Origin of the sequence: Proteus sp. STS61-E (assembly GCF_040932335.1) — a bacterium.
Taxonomy (GTDB): Bacteria; Pseudomonadota; Gammaproteobacteria; order Enterobacterales; family Enterobacteriaceae; genus Proteus; species Proteus mirabilis_B.
The window spans coordinates 89,527-108,133 of the sequence record NZ_JBFQGE010000007.1 but is presented as its reverse complement, the minus strand read 5'-3'; the positions used below and the strand labels follow the sequence as shown (position 1 = coordinate 108,133).

Sequence of the window (18,607 nt, the reverse complement as noted above, 5' to 3'; positions counted from 1 at the left end):
TTTCCTTATAAGGAGATTAATTTATAGTTATGAGAATAGATAAATAATATTTGTTGCTAATAAACTAGACACAGTGCCTAAAAAAACTATCCAAAGAATAATCCAACTCACTTCTTTTTTTCCTACTTTTCTTGTTAAGAAGCGAGCAAAAGCTGAAAAACATTCTACATGTGTATGTGCATTCGTTTTCCATTGATAAATCAACATTCTAGTTCTAATTTTTTCACCTTGATTAAAGAGATAATCATTCCACACATTTTCTTCTAAAATTCGGCACCGATTATATGCTGTATGACCCATTTTAAATTCTGATGATTCATTTCTAATTAAAAAGAAATGAATATTACTAATATCTCTACAAGTTGCTATTTTTTCTCTTATTGTTTTCGGTAAATTACGAGATTCATTAACTCTAAAATCCACTATTTCGCTCTTTTCAAAATAATGTGTAATGATTGAGTCTTTTGATTTGTATTCTCTGGATATATTTTCTAAATCTTTCCCTTCTAGAATATATCTAAATCTAAAATACCAATTTTTAGCTTCGTGTTTACTTTGACAGTTAAATATTAATTTAGAGAATTTTATAATAGTTCCATGCTTACCATTTTCGCTATGCACTTGAATAGAGACTCTATTTTCTGATGTTCCATGTGATAAATTGGTAAAAAAAAGTATTTCATTGTTATTATCAAGATCAGAAAAGATAATATGCTTTGCACTACACTCCCTTATTGGGGTAATGCTTTTTACATCATTATTAAAAATTGCAGAAAGTAATTTTTCACTTTCAGTTATTTTATCACCTAAGCTATCAATGTAACTTTTTTCATTATAATTGAATGGTAAGTAAACATTTATAGAATTAAATAATTTATCTTTCCCTTTTAATAATATACCAACATCTAAATAATTAACCTTTTCATCATAAAGATGCCAATAATTAAAATGAAGTTCAATAACCGGTTGTTTTTCTCTATTCTCTATTGAATTTTCAATCCAAAACGCTAAACTTTGAGTCATCTAAATAAATCCTTTATTAAAATGAAAAAAATTATTATTAGCATTAAACCTAAATACGTTAAAAAAATTTATGAAGGTAATAAAGTAATAGAACTTCGAAAATCAGTAGGATTAAATTTCATACAAAATAATAAAATGTATATTTATAGCTCATCGCCTAAAAAATCTATTACAGGTCATGCTTATATCGAAAAAATAGAAAAAGCGACTAAGAGCGAAATCAAACGATCCTATTTAGATAAAATTGCCATCTCAGCCGATGAATTAGAAAACTACCTTGTTGATGATAAAAAAGGAATCCTAATTTGGTTAAAAGAGATAATTGAATATGAAAAACCGATCCCTCTCGCAAAACTAAAAGAAACTGGTTTCACTGCACCACAATCTTATTGTTATGTTTCTGATGCACTTACATTATTACTTAATGAAAACACGTAAAAACAAAAATGCCTCTGTCTAATTAAAAACAGAGGCGAAAAGACAATTTAAATTATAATTTCCAAAGACTCACACCAGGGAATAACACAGACTCCGATTGTCTAAAAACCCACTACATTAAATCTTGATACGTTCCTAACTGATAACCTCTTTCCAAAATCGCGTGCTTTAATGCGCTATCTGTTAATACTTCAAGCTCTGTTAGGCGCTGAAAACAATAACCACTTGCTCGCAATGGGTTATCCACAAAAGCAGGGTGTGTCATCACTTCAATAGAATGTTCATGACGTGCTTTCGATTCATCAAGTACCTTTAAAAATAACGCTTGAGTGATTTCATCACCATAAAATTGGCTATCAAAACCATCGCTACTTATCACGCCTTGGGTATCAATCCCTTCTTTGTGTGCAAGTGGTCTATCAACACGCATCGGTAATGATTTTTCTTTGGCAAACTCCGCCACAATAGGGAAAATTTGCTTAAACATATGCACATGATGGTGACTATCGATATGGTCTGGCGCACAACCAAAGATCTCAATAAAACGCTGATATTGTGCTTTAAGTTCAACACGAATTTCATCAAGCGGTAAATCGCCCTCTTCTGCCATTTGCCATACCCATTTTCCTAATACACCTTCACGCGTTAAAGAAGGTAAAGGAGACAGCGGTTTACCCATCGTCAAAGTAAAGTGAAGCCCAACACCTAAACCGGGCAACTCATGGCGCAATTGTGCTGCGTGTTCAATTCCCTCGGCATTGACAAGTGCCGTTGTTGAACTAACAACACCATGACGAAAACACTCTGCAATGCCGTAGTTTTGACCTTTACTAAGCCCGAAATCATCCGCATTCACAATTAATAAACCAGCCATTCTGTCTCCTTATTACTTATTTTTCTCTACCGACAATTAATGAGAGGCTTTTTCTAACTCAGCAATTGCTTTAGCAAAATTAGGTAGATGTGCCTTATGCGCTAATAACATTTCACGCGTAAGTACTTCTGCATCTTTATCTGAAAGTACCAGTGGTGTTAAGTTCATTGCTAATAAAGCATCATTTAATTCGCCACTAATAGCTGCTTTACTCGCCGCGATTTCAAAGGCCTTAATGGTATGAATTAATCCCATCACTTTTTCATCAAAATGCGTTAAACGTGGATGAGGTTTAGCGCCATCACGCCCTAAAATAGCCGTCACTTCAATTGACCAATCTACTGGAATATTATCGACATGACCATGATGAGGAATATTCACATAATGCTCAGCTTGTTTATCATTATAAATAGCATTAATCACTTCACAGGCTGCATCAGAATAGTAAGCACCACCGCGTAATTCCAACTCTTTCGGTTTGATATTTAAATCAGGATCTTTATACAATTCAAATAGTTGTTTTTCGACTTTTTGTACTACTTTAGCGCGAGCACCACCTTTATAGTATTCTCCCATCTCAATCGCTAACATCTCTTTTTGCTTGAAGTAATACAGCAAATAAGAGCATGGCAACATATTAAGAGAACGGATCAAACCTTCACTAAATGGTAGGTCGAAAATATTTTTCACAGAGCCTGCGGTTAATGTTCCTGAAGCCACACCGTCTAATAATTCAGGAAAACGGGATTGACCATTTACAATGACATCTTTAATAAACACCATATGATTTAAGCCAAATAAATCAATGGAGAGTTCATCTTTTTCTGTCAGCTTCAGAACATCTGTAATAAACATCTTCATACCGATTGGAATATTACAAACCCCAATAAATTTCTTAAAGTTGGTATGACGATAAACCGCTTCTGTTACCATACCGGCTGGATTGGTAAAGTTAATGATCCACGCATTAGGGCAAATTTCTTCAACATCTTTAATAATATCGAAAATAACAGGAATAGTACGCAAGCCTTTAAATAGACCACCAGCACCATTGGTTTCTTGCCCTAAATAGCCATGACTTAAAGGAATAGATTCATCAAGCTCTCTTGCTTTCAATTGACCAACACGCAATTGTGTTGTGACAAAATCAGCCTCTTTTAATGCCTCACGGCGATTAAGTGTTTTATAAATGGTTAAAGGAATACCCGCTTTTTTTACCATGCGCTGGCAAAGCTCAAAAATAATATCAAGCTTCTCTTTCCCTTCTTCAACGTCCACTAACCATAATTCTGTGATTGGTAGCTCATGATAACGCTTAATAAAACCTTCTAATAATTCAGGCGTATAACTGCTTCCACCACCAATGGTAACGACTTTTAATTTATGACTCATAAAATACTCCCATACAGCGTAATAGTGCTGTTATTTGTGTATTAATGGCGAAATTAAGGCGTAAAGAGCCATGAAGAAAATAAGCTTATTTTCTTCTTTCTCTCTATTTTCAATAAAATTAATCTTTATTGTTGATTAATTTCTTACGCTTAATAATGAATTAGTTCGTTTCTTTAATACTGTATAAATTTTTCCGATAACTATTTGGGGTCAGCGAAGTTATTTTCTTAAATGTCTTAATAAATAAACTTGGACTGCTGTAACCTGCATCAAAAGCAATATCTGTTATCGAGTAGTTTGTAATTTCCAATTGTTTTTTAGCAAAATTAATTCGAATATCATGAATAATTTGCATTGGTGTTTTATCGTAATAACGCCGAGTTGCTCGAGTTAAATACTCTTGTGATTTTCCTGATAGCATTACCATATTAACCAGTGCATTTTCGCCAAATTTTTGTTTGTCATGCATCTCGCTTACAGTCTCTCTTAGCCATAAAGGAATATCATCTTGCGTTCTATTTTCTCGATGGTGTCGTAATCTATTCACCACATTAAAGGTGACAATTTCAATAAATTCATTAAATTCGGTATGGCGGAAATTTAATGAGCCAATGACCGATTCAATATAGGAAAGAAACTCATTTTTTAATTCATAAACTTGTGAAGCGATAAAATAAGAAGGCAATAACGAGAGGTAATGTTTATCAAAAAAGGCTTTACTAATTCCCACATTTAAAATGCGTGTTGCCCCAAAATCATAAAAACTTTGATGATGAGAGCCGATGGGGATAAAAACAAAATCACCCCGCTCTAATAAAATCTTTTTACCATTAATCTCTTGATAATAGCGCCCTGTTAATACAATGGTGAATTCATAATAATCATGTTGATGCAATCCACTGACACTTTCTGTTTTATTATAAATAAAGACATGAAAGTTTTTGCCATTAAATAGCTGATCTTCATAGACCATGCGTATTTCGCTTTGTGCTCTCAATGACTCCACCACAGTATTCATCTTATTTTATCTTCTCATGTAGCTCGATTAATTCCGTCACTAACTCTCTGGCTAACATCGATGTCATTAAATGATCTTGCGCGTGAACTAATACCAAGCTGACTTTTGTTTTGCCCACACCTTGGTCATCACCAATTAAACGAGTCTGTATTTTATGCGCCTCATTTAATGCTTCACGAGACTGTTCCATTAATTTTCTAGCACCATCAAAATCACCTTCTTTGGCTTTTTTTAATGCGCCATAAGCCACACTACGAGCTTGACCTGAATTAATGATAAGCCCCATGATGATCTCTTCAAATTCATCATCAGTTGCACTGCTATCAACGGCATTTTCAATATCTAACATCATATTTCCTCTTTGACACTGGCAAGTGCAGAGAAACCTCTGCACTTGTGTTTTCTATCACTTAAAATTTCAATGCATTGGCAATATCTTCTTCACTTTCTTCTTTTTCAATTTCAGTTTGAGCTTTATTTGAAATAATCACGAAAGGAAGATAAATCAGTGTGGCAACACCTAAGTTAAATAGTGCTAATAACAGTGCCGCAATACTACCGTTGGTATTAAAGAAAGCACCTAGCCCAGTTGGCATTGTCCACGGCGCAATATTTGTCACTGGTGGGATTATCCCTAAGTAATAAGCAGTCACAGTAATAGCGGCAAGAATAGGCTGAATAAGAATAAATGGAATAAACATCACTGGGTTCATAATCACAGGCAGACCAAAAATAATCGGTTCATTAATTTGGAATAAACCTGCTGGCAGTGCCAGTTTTGCCACTTGACGATGATCGGCACGACGAGAGGCGATAAAGATTGCAATAATAAGCCCCAGTGTTGCCCCTGTACCCCCTAAGAAGATAAAGGAGTCTAACATCGGTTTCGCCCAAAGATGGAACGTTTTACCCGCTGCAAGTGCAGCTTCTACTGAACCGTATTCAGTATAGATGGAGACGTTCTCTAACGCCCAAGGCGTCATAATACCACTATCAAGTGCAGCAAGTGCGAGTGAACCATGAATACCAAAGAACCACAGCAGAGAGGTAAAAATAACGTATGCCCAACCAACCACTGAGCCCATTGATGCTAATGGTGTTGAGATAGAATCTAAAATAATTTGGTGGAAGTTCGTTTCATACGTCGCTAATCCCCACGAAACAATCCCCATAATTGATAAGATAATAAAACCGGGAATTAATGCAGAGAACGAACGTGAAACAGAAGCCGGTACGCTATCAGGCAAACGGATAACCCAGTTGCGACGCACAATAAAGGTAAACATCTCAGCCACAACAAGACCAATAATGATACCTGAAATAATATTTGCCCCACCTAACCAATTAGCGCCTACTGCATAAGCACCACCTGCGTTATAAGGTGTGACCGTCATAAAAGCAGCAATAGAAAGTAAACCTGCCGCAATCGGGTCAACTTTACGCTCTTCTGCTAATGCCATTCCGATAAAGAACGGCGCCATCAACGACATTATCCCCAATGTACCATTATAGACATTCCCCCCTATGGCTTTAAAACCATTGAGCGTTTCTATTGTTGATGCATCAAGGCGGATACCTAAAGAATAAAAGAAGGAGCCATCACCAAAACTAAGAAAAACGTTATTGATAAGTACAAACATTGCCCCTGCAAGGGTTAACGGCATTAAACGAATAAAGCCATTCTTAATTGCATTAACGTGAGGTTGCTTTCCAATTTTAACCGCAAAAGGAAGGAGTACCTTTTCAAGTGAACCAATAAACTTACTCATAGAAAAATACCCTTAAAATGCCGCTAATTGCTCGGCTTGCTGAAAAATTCGCTCTTTGACTGGAATAGAAATAATAAAAAAATAAAAAATAAAATTAATTTGTTGTTGCAGATGCTTTTTTAATAGAGGCGACAGCGGCTTTTAACACACCTAAGCCATCTACTTTTCCGTATAACAAAGAATCGATCACTTCGACCGGTTTATTAGGGAGTAATTTTTGGATATCAGGCAACATCCAGCTAATTTGTGGACCAAGTAAAATCAAATCTGCATCCTGTCCTTTTTGTGCTGCTAAGGTTTCAGGAAATGCTTCAATAACCACAGGCACTTCATATTTTTCTGCTTGTGCTCGCATTTTGGTCACGAGAAGAGATGTTGACATGCCAGCAGAACAAAATAAGTAAATATATTTCTTTTGCATAAAACCCTCTTGAGTTGACAACGATTTACCCTAGAGATAACAAGGCTTTCTCTTGTGTATTCATTACTGTGTCAGTACAGAAACCGAAGTAAGATTAAAATAAGGATTGTTTCTGCTTGAATGAAGTATACGCAATGATACTAGTTAACGATATTTCTTATAGGTTAAGAATTGTCTCTCCTTGACCTACTCTTTTGACACTCTTCACAAATTGAGCAAATAATCTGAAGAGTTCTTTCACGTCACGAAATTTGTCTTTTCTATTTACACCGATGACCACTCGCAAAATTTCGCCATTTTAGTCAAGTTAATCCTTTATTATTATGAGAATGTGAATTAGTATCATTACTCTTTATACTTTTGATGGTATTATCGTCTTCTTTGTGGATCGACATTTAGGCCACTGCTGTAAAGATCCGTGTTATTTCGTGTTGCAACAATATGGGAAAGAGAATGTTTAAAAAGTCATTAAGCCCACTGTTTTTACTGCTTTCTTCACTTGTTATCGCAGGTTGTGATAACGCTCAAGACACATCAACAGCACAATCAGCTGAGAAACAAACTCTCACGATTGAACATTTCCAAGGGACAACTGAAATCCCTGCACATCCACAAAAAGTGGTTGTGATGAATATGGAAACCCTCGACATTATTGATGCATTGGGTGTTTCTATTGTTGGTCTTCCACAAACGAATGTTCATTTACCAAAATTCTTAGAGAAGTACACCAATCCGAACGACTATATCAATGAAGGTGCATTATTTGAGCCGAACTATGAAAAGCTCAGCACAACAGCACCTGATTTAATTTTAAGTGGTAGTCGTGCTCGTGATGCGTATGCAAAATTAAGTGAAATTGCACCTGCGATTTCAATGGATATCGATCCTAAACGTTTCGTTGAAAGCCTTGCTGAACGCACAACAACATTAGGTCAAATTTTTGGCAAAGAAGAACAAGCTAAAAAATTACTGGCTGATTTCCATAGCAAAATTGATACCGTAAAAGCCAAAACACCCGATGCAGGTAAAGCAATGGTGGTTTTAGTCAGTGGCGGTAAAATTTCTGCTTATGGCCCAGGCTCTCGCTTTGGCTTTATCTATGATGTATTAGGTTTTGAACCGGCTTATGTTTTTGATAGCCCAGGTTCTCACGGCAACATCGTTAACTCTGAATTACTGTTAAAACTGAACCCAGATTGGATGTTTGTTATTGACCGTGATGCAGCAATTGGTCGTGAAGATTCACAACCAGCTCAACAAGTTCTTGATAATGCACTGGTCAGAAAAGTAAACGCTTGGAACAAAGACCAAGTTATCTATCTTGATGCAAGTTCCATTTATATCTCTGGCGGGATCCAAACTTACTCTCGCTTAATGGATACAATTAATCAGGCATTGGATCAAAAAAAATAAAGTAACTGAATGAAAACGTTCCATTTATCATTGGGGATAGGAGGTATCGCTATCCTCTCAATGATCAGTCTATTTGTCGGCGCAGGAGATATTACTCCTGCTTCGCTTTTTTCTGATCCCGATATGCGCGATATCTTCTTTATCAGCCGTGTCCCAAGAACCCTGTCATTATTACTCGCCGGTGGAGCCATTAGTGTTGCAGGCTTAATTATGCAACTGCTCACCCAAAACCGCTTCGTTGAGCCTTCTCTTGCCGGAACCACCCAATCTGCAAGTCTTGGTTTATTAGTCGTCATGCTGCTCTTTCCTGCTGCTGGCATCTTTACCAAAATGATGGTTGCCACTGTTTTTGCCCTGCTTGGTACTTTGTTGTTTATGTTGCTTCTGCAAAGGATCACCTTAAAAACAACACTGATAGTGCCTTTAGTCGGCATTATGCTCAGTGCAGTTATTGGCGCACTCACCATCTTCTTAGCGGTGTATTTCGATTTACTGCAATCATTAGATGCATGGACTAGTGGCGATTTCTCAAGTGTGCTACAAGGCCGTTATGAGCTGTTATGGCTTGTCGGTGCGCTGGCAATTATGGCGTGTTGGGTTGCGGATAGCTTTACTGTTGCCGGAATGGGGAGAGAGTTCTCCATTAACGTAGGACTGAATTACCGCAAAGTGATGATAATAGGGTTATCGATTATCGCGCTTATCAGTGGTGTTGTGGTTTCTGTTGTCGGTGCACTGCCTTTCCTTGGTTTAATTGTGCCCAATCTGGTGAGCTTAGTGATGGGAGATAATATCCGTAAAACCATCCCTTGGGTTTGCTTAAGTGGTGGCGCGATTGTTTTACTGTGTGATGTGATTGGTCGCCTTATTCGCTACCCATTTGAAATTCCTGCCAGCGTTATCTTAGGGGCTGTGGGTGCCATTATTTTCCTTTTCTTACTACTAAAGCAGCAACGTTATGCAAAAAGTTAATTCATCCATAATTAGCAAATGTACTGGCGCTGTCGAACATAAGAAAACGCGCCTTTCACCCATGTCTCGTATCTGGTTATTATTAGGGGCATCGTTATTATCCATTGTGTTATTTATGACGATAAACCTAAACGGCAATATCTCTTATATTCTGACTCACCGCGCTTACATTATTCTCACCATGATTGTGGTGGCGTTTGCTGCTGGTGTTTCGACTATTCTGTTTCAAACCATTGCCAATAATCGCATTTTGACACCTTCACTTATGGGGTTAGAAGCCCTATTTGTGTTACTACAAACCGTGTTTGTCTTCTTTGAAGGCGATATGCCTGCATCGTGGATGCTGAACCTATCAAAGTTCTTCTTAGAATCGACATTGCTCGTGCTATTTTCGGTTGTACTTTATCGTTGGTTGTTTAGCTCAGTACGCTTTAACATTAATTTAGTCCTGATGATTGGGATTATCTTAGGGACTCTATTTCGCAGTTCTGCCACATTATTACAACGCTTGATGGACCCTAATGAGTTTTCCATCTTACAAGGTCGCATGTTTGCCACTTTCACCCGCGCCACGCCTGATCTTATCTTTTGTGCCTTAGCGATTATTGTGGTTGTTGGTATTTTACTTTGGCGTATGCGTTATAGCTTTGATGTAATGGCATTAGGGCAAGCAAATGCCATTAACCTCGGTATTAATTACCGCAAACAGACCACATATATTCTGTTACTGATTTCTGTTTTAGTTGCCGTTTCTACCGCTTTAGTTGGTCCATTAACCTTCTTGGGTTTAATTGTGGCTAACCTTGCTTATCATATCAGTGGCAGCAGCCAGCATCGTTTCTTGATGCCAGTAGCCTTCCTACTGGGTACTATCGCCTTAATCGGTGGGCAACTGGTTTTAGAGTATGGCTTAAAAATGACAGGAACACTTTCTGTTGTGATTGAGTTTGTTGGTGGGATGTTCTTTATCTATTTGGTGTTAAGAAGACTTTAATATGATTGAAATCAGCAAAATATCAAAACGTTATCAAGACACAACCGTTCTCGATAATATAACAACAACAATTCAACGTGGCGGTATTACTTCGATCATTGGCCCTAATGGCGCGGGTAAATCCACACTACTTTCTGTTATTGGACGTTTATTACTTCCTGAAAGTGGCATGGTAAGCGTTAACGGTATGGATGTTGCTGCAACTAATAGCGATGTTCTTGCTAAAAATCTCTCAATACTGCGCCAAGAAAACCAGTTTGTTAGTCGTTTAACCGTAGAAGAATTAGTTGGCTTTGGGCGTTATCCTTACAGCAAAGGGCGTTTAACGCTCGATGATAAAAAAGTGATTGATGAGTCACTCGCCTTTTTAAATCTGACTGAATTTCGTCATCGCTATCTAGATGAATTATCGGGTGGGCAACGTCAGCGTACCTATGTTGCAATGGTGCTATGTCAAGATACTGAATATGTCATGCTTGATGAACCGCTTAATAATCTTGATATGAAACACGCGGTAATAATGATGAAACTTCTGCGAAAAGCCGCAGATGAATTAGGAAAAACTATTATTATCGTTATTCATGATATCAATTTTGCCTCTGTTTACTCTGACTATATTTTAGCCATGCGTAACGGACAACTGTATTATCACGGTTCACCCAAAGAGATCATGAAAGCAGATATTATCGAAGATATCTTCGACACACCCGTTGACGTTAAAGAGCTCGATAATAAGCTAATTGCTATGTATTACTAATTACAACGTATTACTAAAACCATTTAGCCGATTATCTTCAATAAAAAGCATGTTGTTCTTCTCATTAACAGCGTGCTTTTTTATTGCCTTTTCCCTTGCTGAAGTAACTCTGAATCAATATCTTCAAAGATAGATTGCCATTCATTATCATCAATATCCATTAATCCAAAATAACGCAGTAAAAAGGTACCTTCTGTTGCTAAAAATGCCAATCGTGCGCGTTTTCCCGCTTCTGTTGTCGTATCGATACCGGCTAATCGTTGTTGATACCACTCTTTAGTACTTTGTAGATATTCTGGAGTTTGTAGCAACGCCGCCATCAAACTAGCGCCTTTGGCAAAAGAGACTTTATCGTGATGATGTGTGGCATGGATATGTGCAGCAACACGATTGTCAGGGGAATTATCACTTTCAACTATCTTATTGAATTGAGTTTCATAACTCTCTTCCCAGAAATCAAACATTGCATCAATCATCGCCTCTTTACTGCTAAAACAGTATTGAACGCCCCCTTTTGAGATCCCCATTTTTTTTGCAACAGTATCAATCGTTAACGCTGCTGCGCCTTGCTCCATCACAATGTCGAAGATAGCTTCTAGTAGTTTTTCTCTATCAATAGTTCTTTGACGTCCCATAAAAAACCCCTTTTCAATACGATTGTATGGATTTATATTATAGCCGCTAGTAAAAATAATACACATAAAAATAACTGAGATTTCTATGATAAAAGATTATAAACGTTGGATAGTATTACTTTTGGTATCTAGCATGCTGTTTCTCATTGTTGTTGATGTAACAGTGCTTTATACCGCATTACCACGTTTAACTCATGATTTAAACGCAAGTGCATCAGAGAAACTTTGGATAATGAATGCTTATCCATTAATTGTTGCTGGATTATTACCCGCAGCAGGTATGCTCACAGATAGGATTGGTCATAAAACATTATTTATTAGTGGATTACCGCTATTTGCACTCGCTTCATTGTGCGCGGCATTTTCACCTTCAGCTACCGCTTTAATCGCTTCTCGGGGTTTTTTAGCTGTGGGCGCGGCAATGAGTATGCCAGCAACACTATCAATAGTGCGCCAAGTTTTTAGCGATCCACAAGAGCGTGCTATTGCGATTGGTATTTGGTCTGCTGTTGCTTCGGGCGGTGCGGCGTTAGGGCCTTTAATTGGTGGCATTTTATTAAATAACTTTTGGTGGGGCTCTGTATTTTTAATTAACGTTCCCATTGTTCTTTTTGTACTACCGTTTTCTTTTTGGCTTATCCCTACGTTTTCAGGACATGGTGATCATAAAATTGATTATTTAAGCTCAATATTGATTTTAGTGGGTTTGATCAGCGCTATTTATGCCTTAAAAGAGATAGGAAAACCTTATACACAGTGGAGTGAAGCCACGATTGCCACAGTGATTGCCGTGATCTTTCTCACTCTATTTACCTTACGTCAGCGTAAACAAACTCACCCAATGATTGATTTTGGGCTATTTAAAAACCGCTTTTTTAGTATCGGTATTTTAATGGCCGTGCTTTCTATGGTGATCATTGTGGGTATTGAATTACTGCTCAGCCAACGCTTACAACTTGTCGCAGGTTTTACCCCACTTAATGCAGCGTTGGTCATTTTGCCCATTCCTATTGGCTCTGTACTGGCTTCTCCATTGGCAGGTTATTTCTTGGTGCGTTTAGGTGAAGTTCGCTTAATTATTGCCGGATTTATGCTTACTTTAGTGGGAAATCTGTGGTTAATTGCTGTTTATCAAACAACATCTCCAATGGTATTAATCGGCAGCTTATTCTTAATCGGCTTTGGTTTAGGTATTATTTTTACCACCGCATCGACATCAATTATGTTAAGTGTGGCAGATAGACAAGCGGGAATGGCGGCATCCATTGAAGATGTAGCTTATGAGCTCGGTAGTGTGATTGGCGTGACATTTATGGGCAGTTTGATGAGTACGGTATACACCTTAAAACTGATGTTACCAGACTCATTAACCATTGATGATGCGGTATATGACAGTTTAGATGAAGCGCTGATTGTGGCAGAGAAGTTACCCAATGACATGGCTTCTCTTGTGATATCTCAAGCAAATTTAGCCTTTGAAAATGCCTTTTTCGTGGTGTTAACCGCGACGGCAATTATTACCGCACTTAGCTTAGTCGCCCTGCCTTATTGCTTGCGTAATTCTGTAAGGACAAAAATAGCTTAAATTGTGAAGTGATTTTTGCAAAATAAACGCGTCTAAATGACGCGTTTTTTATAACGATAGAGTACTCAACTAAAACCTATCGATATCCAGTGCATCCATACTAAAGTGAGAAGGTGATTGTCCCATCTGTTTTTTAAACATCGTCGAGAATGAGCCAGCGCTGTTATAACCCAAATCAAAGGCAATTTCGGTGATACCGCGTCCCGATAAGATTTGTGTTAATGAATTCAATAAACAGACTTGTTGTCGCCATTGTGAAAATGACATTCCTGTTTGTTGGCGGAAAAAGCGGCTAAAAGAGCGCTCACTTTTATGTAATTTATCTGCCCACTGTTGCGGTAAAGAATCTATTTTTGGGTTACGAATAAAATCACGACATAATTTAGCTAATTTACTGTCTTGTGGAATAGGTGCAAAAAACGGTAACGGTTTTGCTTTCGCTAATTCACATAAGATTAACTGCATTAAAAGCCCATCTCGCCCTTTTTTATCATATTCTGCGGGCACATCTACGGCTTCAAGCAATAGTTGGCGAAAAAGAGGGGAAACACTGACAACTTCACATTGTTTGCTATGACGAGGAGCAGCAGAAGGCTCGATATACAAGCTTCGAGTACTCACATCTAACATACGAGTTTCATGCCCAGTTTCTGGTGGGATCCACACCCCACAAGACGGTGGAATAACCCACTCACCATCATCTGTACTCACTTCAATTAAACCCGTTGCAGGGTATAAAAATTGAGCTCGACGATGTTGATGCGTTTCTAACAACGTATTGGGCAAATAGTCTGTACCCAGCGCAATAACATCTCGGTCAAGTGAATCAACGCTTTTTAAAGGTACATTTCTCACAATTTTGGTCACTCTCTTTTTATTTTCGTTCTTTTAATATAGCAGTTATCCCACACTCTACACACTGGCAAATAATGACCTATATAATTAAAATCGTTATATATTTAAATAAACAACGAAAACGCCTTATGTGAAATTTAAACCTTCTTGATATCTATTTAACAAACCCTATTAACAATCAAAAAACGAGCTTTTAACACCCCTTGTAAATAGGCTGAAATTCAAATGTCATTGTCTGGTTTTAGAATGTTGGCAAAAGATTAATCAACTACTATCCCTCTCGCAGATGTTATTTCGAGCATTCTGCAATTATCTATGCATTCAATAATAATGCAGCGGATACCAGACATTCCCTTTATTCATAGCCTAGAAAAATCACGCACATTCTTTATATCAAGTATCGGGTATATCGGGATCCGCCTATTATGTTTAAGGTAGAGTTCATTATGAGCAATCAGTCCGATCACGATAGTGATACAAAGAGCATTCTCAACGATGTTAGCCGCCGTCACTTTATTCAAGCGAGCTCAGCATTAGTCACCCTTCCTTTTCTCGCATCAAACTCTTTTGCTGCGACAACTGATAACGCTATCCCAGTAAAATCAATAACAACCGAAGATGGTGAGCGCGTTGTTTCAACTTGCAGTAGCTTTGACTGTGGCGGTAAATGTGACATTCGTGCCCATGTAAAAGACGGCAAAGTTACCCGTATTAGTACACGCCCAGATGCTGATTTAGATGAAGAAATGCCAATTATGCGTGCCTGTGTACGAGGCCGTGGTTATCGTAAATTTGTCTATCATCCAGACCGTTTAAAATACCCAATGAAACGCGTGGGTAAACGTGGCGAAGGTAAATTCGAACGTATCACTTGGGAAGAAGCAACCACCCTTATTGCGCAAAATATGCAACGTATTAACCAGCAATATGGTCCAGCATCTCGCTTTGTGAGTTTAAGTACTGGTGTGACTGGCGGTATTTTCTCTGGTGCGAATATGTTACGTCGTCTGTTTAATATCACAGGCGGTTTTCTGGAAAACTATCACTCTGTCAGTAACGGTAATACCCTTGCGGTCACTCCTTATACTTACGGTACAGCTGCCAGTGGTAGCACACTCGATACGTTAGAAAATACCCCTCTTGTGATTTTATGGGGTCATAACCCTAACGAAACTATTTTTGGTCATTCAAATCATTTCTTCCAAAAAATGAAGAAAAACGGCACTAAATTTATTGTCGTTGACCCGCGTTATTCAGATACCGCTTCTTCTTTAGCTGATCAGTGGGTCCCGTTACTGCCAACGACAGATAACGCCATGATGGATGCGATGATGTATGTCATCGTAAGCGAAAATCTGCACGATCAAGCCTTTATCGATAAATACACAGTTGGCTTTGATGAACACCAAATGCCTGAAGGTGTAGGTGAAAATGAGTCTTTAGTTGCCTATTTAATGGGTAAAAAAGATGGTGTTAAGAAAACCCCAGAATGGGCTGAAACCATCACTAAAGTACCAGCAGATACTATCAAGCAATTAGCTCGTGAATATGCTTCGACAAAACCGGCGGCATTAATGCAAGGCTGGGGTCCTCAACGTCATATTTGTGGTGAACGGACGGCGCGGGGTGCGACATTACTTGCGACTATCACTGGTAATGTGGGTGTTCGTGGTGGTTGGGCTGCGGGTTATGGCATGGCATTAAACTCTGAACTGCGTAAAACCATTGCAGGGCCAAGCCTATTAACTAACCCAGTAAAAGCGAAAATCAATATCACCAACTGGGTACAAGCGTGTGAAGATAAGAATTTAGTCACGCCACAAAATGGGTTACTGAACGCCGAGAAACTTGATACTGAAATCAAGATGATTTTCTCAATGGCGGGTAACTACATGACCAACCAAAATACCGATATTCTTCATGCTGCAAAAGTACTTGAAGATGAATCAAAAGTAGAATTTATCGTTTGTAGTGATCTCTATCTAACCCCAAGTGCAAAATACGCCGATATTTTACTGCCAGAAACCAGCTTCTTAGAACGCTGGAATATCGGTGGTACATGGAGCTATGGCGACTACATTATTCTTTCTGAAAAAGTGATTGAGCCTGAATTTGAACGCCGCACTGACTACGACTGGTTACGTGAAGTTGCCGATAAATTAGGTGTTGGTGAGCAATTTAGTGAAGGCAAAGAGACTGATCGCGATTGGATTGAATATTTAGTCGATGACGCGAGTATTAAACGCCCTGAAGACGGTATTCCAACCTTTAAAGAGTTGTTAGTTAAACGTCGTCATCTATTAAAACATCGTCCACATACTCAAAATGTGGCGTTTGAGAAAAATATCCAAGATATCGAGAATAATCCATTCCCAACGCCATCAGGCAAAATTGAGATTTTCTCTAAGCGTTTATATGACATGAATAATGTCGATATTCCTGCGCTCTCTCATTATGTACCCGCCATTGAGGGCCCTGAAGATACGTTAACAGATAAATTCCCGTTACAACTTATCACATGGAAAGGGCGTAACCGCGCAAACTCAACGCAATTTGCCAACCCTTGGTTGCAAGAAGTACAGCGCCAAGAACTCTGGCTAAACCCGTTAGATGCTCAAGATAGAAACATCAAAGAAGGCGAAAAAGTCAAAGTGTATAACGATCGTGGGATCACGATGGTTCCCGTCAAATTAACACAGCGAATTATGCCTGGTGTCGTCGCCTTGCAAGCAGGTGCTTGGTGGCAACCTGATGCAAAAGGCATAGATCAAGGTGGATGTGCCAACGTATTAACATCATCCCGTAGCACCGCAATGGCACACGGCAATGCTCACCAAACATTATTGGTCGAGGTAGCAAAAGCATGAGTAAATTTATCGTTTATCCCGCTGTGAGCAACAAACAGTTAGGATTTTATATCGACAGCGCTCGCTGTTCAGGTTGTAAGGCGTGTCAGGTTGCTTGTAAAGATAAAAACAACCTCGATGTTGGACGCAAATTTCGTCGTGTTTATGAAATCACTGGCGGCGGTTATACCCGCAATCCTAAAGGTGCGCTGGTCAATAATGTCTTTGCTTACACGTTGTCTATCTCTTGTAACCATTGTGACGACCCAATCTGCGTTAAAAACTGCCCAACAACAGCAATGCATAAGCGTGAAGGCGACGGCATTGTCATGGTAGATACAGACAAATGTGTCGGTTGTGGTGCTTGTGCGTGGTCTTGCCCTTACGGTGCGCCACAAATGAATCCAGAAACCAAACAGATGTCAAAATGCGACTTTTGTATCGATTTACAGCAAAAAGGTGAACAACCCGTTTGTGTTGCGACTTGTCCGTTAGGTGCGATCCAATTTGGTCCTATTGATGAACTACGTGAACGCTATGGCGATTTAGATTATGTCACGGGTTTACCTTCCCCTGAAATAACGCATCCAAACCTTGTTATTAACCCACATCAGGGTGCCAATAATGACGGAATTAATAATAAGGGAGAAAGAAAATGAACGAATGGTCATTATTAATCTTCACATTTATGATGAATGCGACCATTGGTCTTGCGCTAACAACAGGGCTTTTTGCTCGTCGCCTTTCTCATTATCTCAATGCAGAAAGCTACTATCGTTTTATGCTGTTAGCCTTATTTGTTATTTGTGGATTAGCTGGTTTAGGCTCTATCGCTTCAATTACTCACTTAGGTGTGCCATTAAATGCCCCCAATGCCATTAGAAATGTTTTTTCTGCTTGGCTAAGTCGTGAAGTCGCCGTCACTGCTATTTTTGTCGGTTGTCTAGGATTAACCTTTTTATGGCTCTGGCGCACTCGCAAACTCTCAATGCTGTTATTAAGCACCAGCATTCTGATTGGATTATTTGATATTTATTGCATGGCATCGATTTACCGCCATACCTCCATTTTGACATGGGTGGACCCTAATACTTACGTGATGTTCTTTGGTGCGATGCTAACGCTTGGTGCTGCTATTTTCTTTTTGCTGATCAAAGTATTACAACGCATAGGAAGTAAGTTAGGTATTGAAATACCACAAGACTCTTTCCCAATGCGCTGGAAATGGCAATTATGGGGAATAATGGCATTTAGCTTAATCGGTCGATTACTGTATCAACCTTTTTATGAGCAATATTTAACTAGCACGTTATATAGCCAAAAATCGGTGACATTCCCGTTATCACCTATTCAAGTGTATTACTCCATTGGTTCATTACGTACTACATGCTGGATCTTAGCAACCTTTGCAGTATTGGCTTGTGGCTATAGTTTAGTGAAATTCCTAGCCCCTAAAAATCAAGGTAAAACAACCGAGTCTATTTTTGCACTTGGTTGCGTTATCGCGATTATCGCTGACTTTATGTTGCGTTATGTTTTCTACTCAATTCACTAATTGTAATTGAGCTTGTTGTTTAAATAATAAAAAACAAACCTCATTCATTGGGGTTTGTTT

The 18,607-nt window shown here is 38.6% G+C and carries 18 protein-coding genes; 9 read left to right on the top strand and 9 right to left on the bottom strand.

Annotated features, from left to right (window positions below; translation table 11 throughout):
• Positions 1 to 27: 27 nt before the first annotated feature.
• Positions 28 to 1,023 carry a hypothetical protein gene (locus AB4J89_RS15595; protein WP_088494273.1) on the bottom strand — a complete coding sequence of 332 codons (996 nt, stop codon included), beginning with the start codon at positions 1,021 to 1,023 and terminating at the stop codon, positions 28 to 30.
• Between the two features lie 21 nt (positions 1,024 to 1,044).
• Here AB4J89_RS15595 and AB4J89_RS15590 point away from each other — a divergent pair, with 21 nt between their 5' ends.
• Positions 1,045 to 1,461 (top strand): hypothetical protein, encoded by a 417-nt coding sequence (locus AB4J89_RS15590; RefSeq protein ID WP_088494272.1) that lies wholly within the window; start codon positions 1,045 to 1,047, stop codon positions 1,459 to 1,461.
• A 112-nt stretch (positions 1,462 to 1,573) separates the two neighbouring features.
• On the opposite strand, the gene chbG is transcribed toward AB4J89_RS15590, so the two are convergent.
• The 6 genes from chbG to AB4J89_RS15560 all read right to left on the bottom strand — a co-directional run bounded on the left by chbG (position 1,574) and on the right by AB4J89_RS15560 (position 6,935).
• Entirely contained in the window at positions 1,574 to 2,335 is a 762-nt protein-coding gene (gene chbG, locus AB4J89_RS15585) for a chitin disaccharide deacetylase (RefSeq protein ID WP_088494271.1), read from the bottom strand.
• A gap of 36 nt (positions 2,336 to 2,371) precedes the next feature.
• The gene (locus tag AB4J89_RS15580) at positions 2,372 to 3,727 is read right to left on the bottom strand and encodes a 6-phospho-beta-glucosidase (protein ID WP_368469854.1); all 1,356 of its coding nucleotides are present in this window, start codon (positions 3,725 to 3,727) and stop codon (positions 2,372 to 2,374) included.
• A 160-nt stretch (positions 3,728 to 3,887) separates the two neighbouring features.
• Positions 3,888 to 4,745, bottom strand: a complete 858-nt coding sequence (chbR, locus tag AB4J89_RS15575) for a transcriptional regulator ChbR (RefSeq protein ID WP_088494269.1) — start codon at positions 4,743 to 4,745, stop codon at positions 3,888 to 3,890.
• A 1-nt stretch (position 4,746) separates the two neighbouring features.
• On the bottom strand, positions 4,747 to 5,094 hold the full coding sequence (gene chbA / locus AB4J89_RS15570; RefSeq protein WP_088494268.1) for a PTS N,N'-diacetylchitobiose transporter subunit IIA: 348 nt from the start codon (positions 5,092 to 5,094) through the stop codon (positions 4,747 to 4,749).
• Positions 5,095 to 5,155: 61 nt separating this feature from the next.
• Entirely contained in the window at positions 5,156 to 6,514 is a 1,359-nt protein-coding gene (gene chbC, locus AB4J89_RS15565; RefSeq protein WP_088494267.1) for a PTS N,N'-diacetylchitobiose transporter subunit IIC, read from the bottom strand.
• 94 nt (positions 6,515 to 6,608) lie between these two features.
• The gene (locus AB4J89_RS15560) at positions 6,609 to 6,935 is read right to left on the bottom strand and encodes a PTS sugar transporter subunit IIB (RefSeq protein WP_069369489.1); all 327 of its coding nucleotides are present in this window, start codon (positions 6,933 to 6,935) and stop codon (positions 6,609 to 6,611) included.
• A gap of 453 nt (positions 6,936 to 7,388) precedes the next feature.
• On the opposite strand from AB4J89_RS15560, the gene AB4J89_RS15555 reads away from it, so the two are divergent.
• Genes AB4J89_RS15555 through AB4J89_RS15540 form a run of 4 tightly spaced genes read left to right on the top strand, consistent with a single transcriptional unit; the run spans position 7,389 to position 11,071 of the window.
• Positions 7,389 to 8,348, top strand: a complete 960-nt coding sequence (locus AB4J89_RS15555; RefSeq protein ID WP_311755527.1) for a siderophore ABC transporter substrate-binding protein — start codon at positions 7,389 to 7,391, stop codon at positions 8,346 to 8,348.
• A 9-nt stretch (positions 8,349 to 8,357) separates the two neighbouring features.
• Positions 8,358 to 9,320 carry an ABC transporter permease gene (locus tag AB4J89_RS15550; RefSeq protein ID WP_075674003.1) on the top strand — a complete coding sequence of 321 codons (963 nt, stop codon included), beginning with the start codon at positions 8,358 to 8,360 and terminating at the stop codon, positions 9,318 to 9,320.
• The gene (locus AB4J89_RS15545) at positions 9,307 to 10,314 is read left to right on the top strand and encodes an iron chelate uptake ABC transporter family permease subunit (RefSeq protein ID WP_088494265.1); all 1,008 of its coding nucleotides are present in this window, start codon (positions 9,307 to 9,309) and stop codon (positions 10,312 to 10,314) included. The genes AB4J89_RS15550 and AB4J89_RS15545 overlap by 14 nt, the downstream gene beginning before the upstream one ends.
• Before the next feature lies 1 nt (position 10,315).
• The gene (locus AB4J89_RS15540; protein ID WP_088494264.1) at positions 10,316 to 11,071 is read left to right on the top strand and encodes an ABC transporter ATP-binding protein; all 756 of its coding nucleotides are present in this window, start codon (positions 10,316 to 10,318) and stop codon (positions 11,069 to 11,071) included.
• A gap of 80 nt (positions 11,072 to 11,151) precedes the next feature.
• Here the strand turns inward: AB4J89_RS15540 and AB4J89_RS15535 are convergent, their stop codons facing one another.
• Positions 11,152 to 11,706: a TetR/AcrR family transcriptional regulator gene (locus AB4J89_RS15535; RefSeq protein WP_088494263.1), complete on the bottom strand. Its 555-nt coding sequence runs from the start codon at positions 11,704 to 11,706 to the stop codon at positions 11,152 to 11,154.
• 85 nt (positions 11,707 to 11,791) lie between these two features.
• On the opposite strand from AB4J89_RS15535, the gene AB4J89_RS15530 reads away from it, so the two are divergent.
• A complete protein-coding gene (locus AB4J89_RS15530; RefSeq protein ID WP_368469849.1) occupies positions 11,792 to 13,291 on the top strand; it encodes an MFS transporter in 1,500 nt (499 codons plus the stop codon).
• A 69-nt stretch (positions 13,292 to 13,360) separates the two neighbouring features.
• On the opposite strand, the gene AB4J89_RS15525 is transcribed toward AB4J89_RS15530, so the two are convergent.
• Positions 13,361 to 14,146 (bottom strand): helix-turn-helix transcriptional regulator, encoded by a 786-nt coding sequence (locus AB4J89_RS15525; RefSeq protein ID WP_088495979.1) that lies wholly within the window; start codon positions 14,144 to 14,146, stop codon positions 13,361 to 13,363.
• 446 nt (positions 14,147 to 14,592) lie between these two features.
• On the opposite strand from AB4J89_RS15525, the gene AB4J89_RS15520 reads away from it, so the two are divergent.
• From AB4J89_RS15520 to AB4J89_RS15510, 3 genes are read left to right on the top strand one after another with little or no spacing between them, the layout of a single operon-like run.
• Positions 14,593 to 17,013, top strand: a complete 2,421-nt coding sequence (locus tag AB4J89_RS15520; RefSeq protein ID WP_368469846.1) for a DMSO/selenate family reductase complex A subunit — start codon at positions 14,593 to 14,595, stop codon at positions 17,011 to 17,013.
• Positions 17,010 to 17,651 (top strand): DMSO/selenate family reductase complex B subunit, encoded by a 642-nt coding sequence (locus AB4J89_RS15515; protein WP_075673997.1) that lies wholly within the window; start codon positions 17,010 to 17,012, stop codon positions 17,649 to 17,651. Before AB4J89_RS15520 ends, AB4J89_RS15515 begins: the two co-directional genes overlap by 4 nt.
• On the top strand, positions 17,648 to 18,547 hold the full coding sequence (locus AB4J89_RS15510) for a dimethyl sulfoxide reductase anchor subunit family protein (RefSeq protein WP_368469844.1): 900 nt from the start codon (positions 17,648 to 17,650) through the stop codon (positions 18,545 to 18,547). Before AB4J89_RS15515 ends, AB4J89_RS15510 begins: the two co-directional genes overlap by 4 nt.
• The last annotated feature ends 60 nt before the right edge of the window (positions 18,548 to 18,607 follow it).

What these genes read in the sequence shown, in the direction of transcription:
- AB4J89_RS15520 (WP_368469846.1), top strand. Translation starts at nt 14,593, where the DNA reads ATGAGCAATCAGTCCGATCACGATAGTGATACAAAGAGCATTCTCAAC.
- AB4J89_RS15510 (WP_368469844.1), top strand. Translation starts at nt 17,648, where the DNA reads ATGAACGAATGGTCATTATTAATCTTCACATTTATGATGAATGCGACC.
- AB4J89_RS15545 (WP_088494265.1), top strand. Translation starts at nt 9,307, where the DNA reads ATGCAAAAAGTTAATTCATCCATAATTAGCAAATGTACTGGCGCTGTC.
- chbG (WP_088494271.1), bottom strand. Translation starts at nt 2,335, where the DNA reads ATGGCTGGTTTATTAATTGTGAATGCGGATGATTTCGGGCTTAGTAAA.
- AB4J89_RS15540 (WP_088494264.1), top strand. Translation starts at nt 10,316, where the DNA reads ATGATTGAAATCAGCAAAATATCAAAACGTTATCAAGACACAACCGTT.
- AB4J89_RS15590 (WP_088494272.1), top strand. Translation starts at nt 1,045, where the DNA reads ATGAAAAAAATTATTATTAGCATTAAACCTAAATACGTTAAAAAAATT.
- AB4J89_RS15580 (WP_368469854.1), bottom strand. Translation starts at nt 3,727, where the DNA reads ATGAGTCATAAATTAAAAGTCGTTACCATTGGTGGTGGAAGCAGTTAT.
- AB4J89_RS15560 (WP_069369489.1), bottom strand. Translation starts at nt 6,935, where the DNA reads ATGCAAAAGAAATATATTTACTTATTTTGTTCTGCTGGCATGTCAACA.
- AB4J89_RS15555 (WP_311755527.1), top strand. Translation starts at nt 7,389, where the DNA reads ATGTTTAAAAAGTCATTAAGCCCACTGTTTTTACTGCTTTCTTCACTT.
- chbA (WP_088494268.1), bottom strand. Translation starts at nt 5,094, where the DNA reads ATGTTAGATATTGAAAATGCCGTTGATAGCAGTGCAACTGATGATGAA.
- AB4J89_RS15550 (WP_075674003.1), top strand. Translation starts at nt 8,358, where the DNA reads ATGAAAACGTTCCATTTATCATTGGGGATAGGAGGTATCGCTATCCTC.
- AB4J89_RS15535 (WP_088494263.1), bottom strand. Translation starts at nt 11,706, where the DNA reads ATGGGACGTCAAAGAACTATTGATAGAGAAAAACTACTAGAAGCTATC.
- AB4J89_RS15515 (WP_075673997.1), top strand. Translation starts at nt 17,010, where the DNA reads ATGAGTAAATTTATCGTTTATCCCGCTGTGAGCAACAAACAGTTAGGA.
- chbR (WP_088494269.1), bottom strand. Translation starts at nt 4,745, where the DNA reads ATGAATACTGTGGTGGAGTCATTGAGAGCACAAAGCGAAATACGCATG.
- AB4J89_RS15530 (WP_368469849.1), top strand. Translation starts at nt 11,792, where the DNA reads ATGATAAAAGATTATAAACGTTGGATAGTATTACTTTTGGTATCTAGC.
- chbC (WP_088494267.1), bottom strand. Translation starts at nt 6,514, where the DNA reads ATGAGTAAGTTTATTGGTTCACTTGAAAAGGTACTCCTTCCTTTTGCG.
- AB4J89_RS15595 (WP_088494273.1), bottom strand. Translation starts at nt 1,023, where the DNA reads ATGACTCAAAGTTTAGCGTTTTGGATTGAAAATTCAATAGAGAATAGA.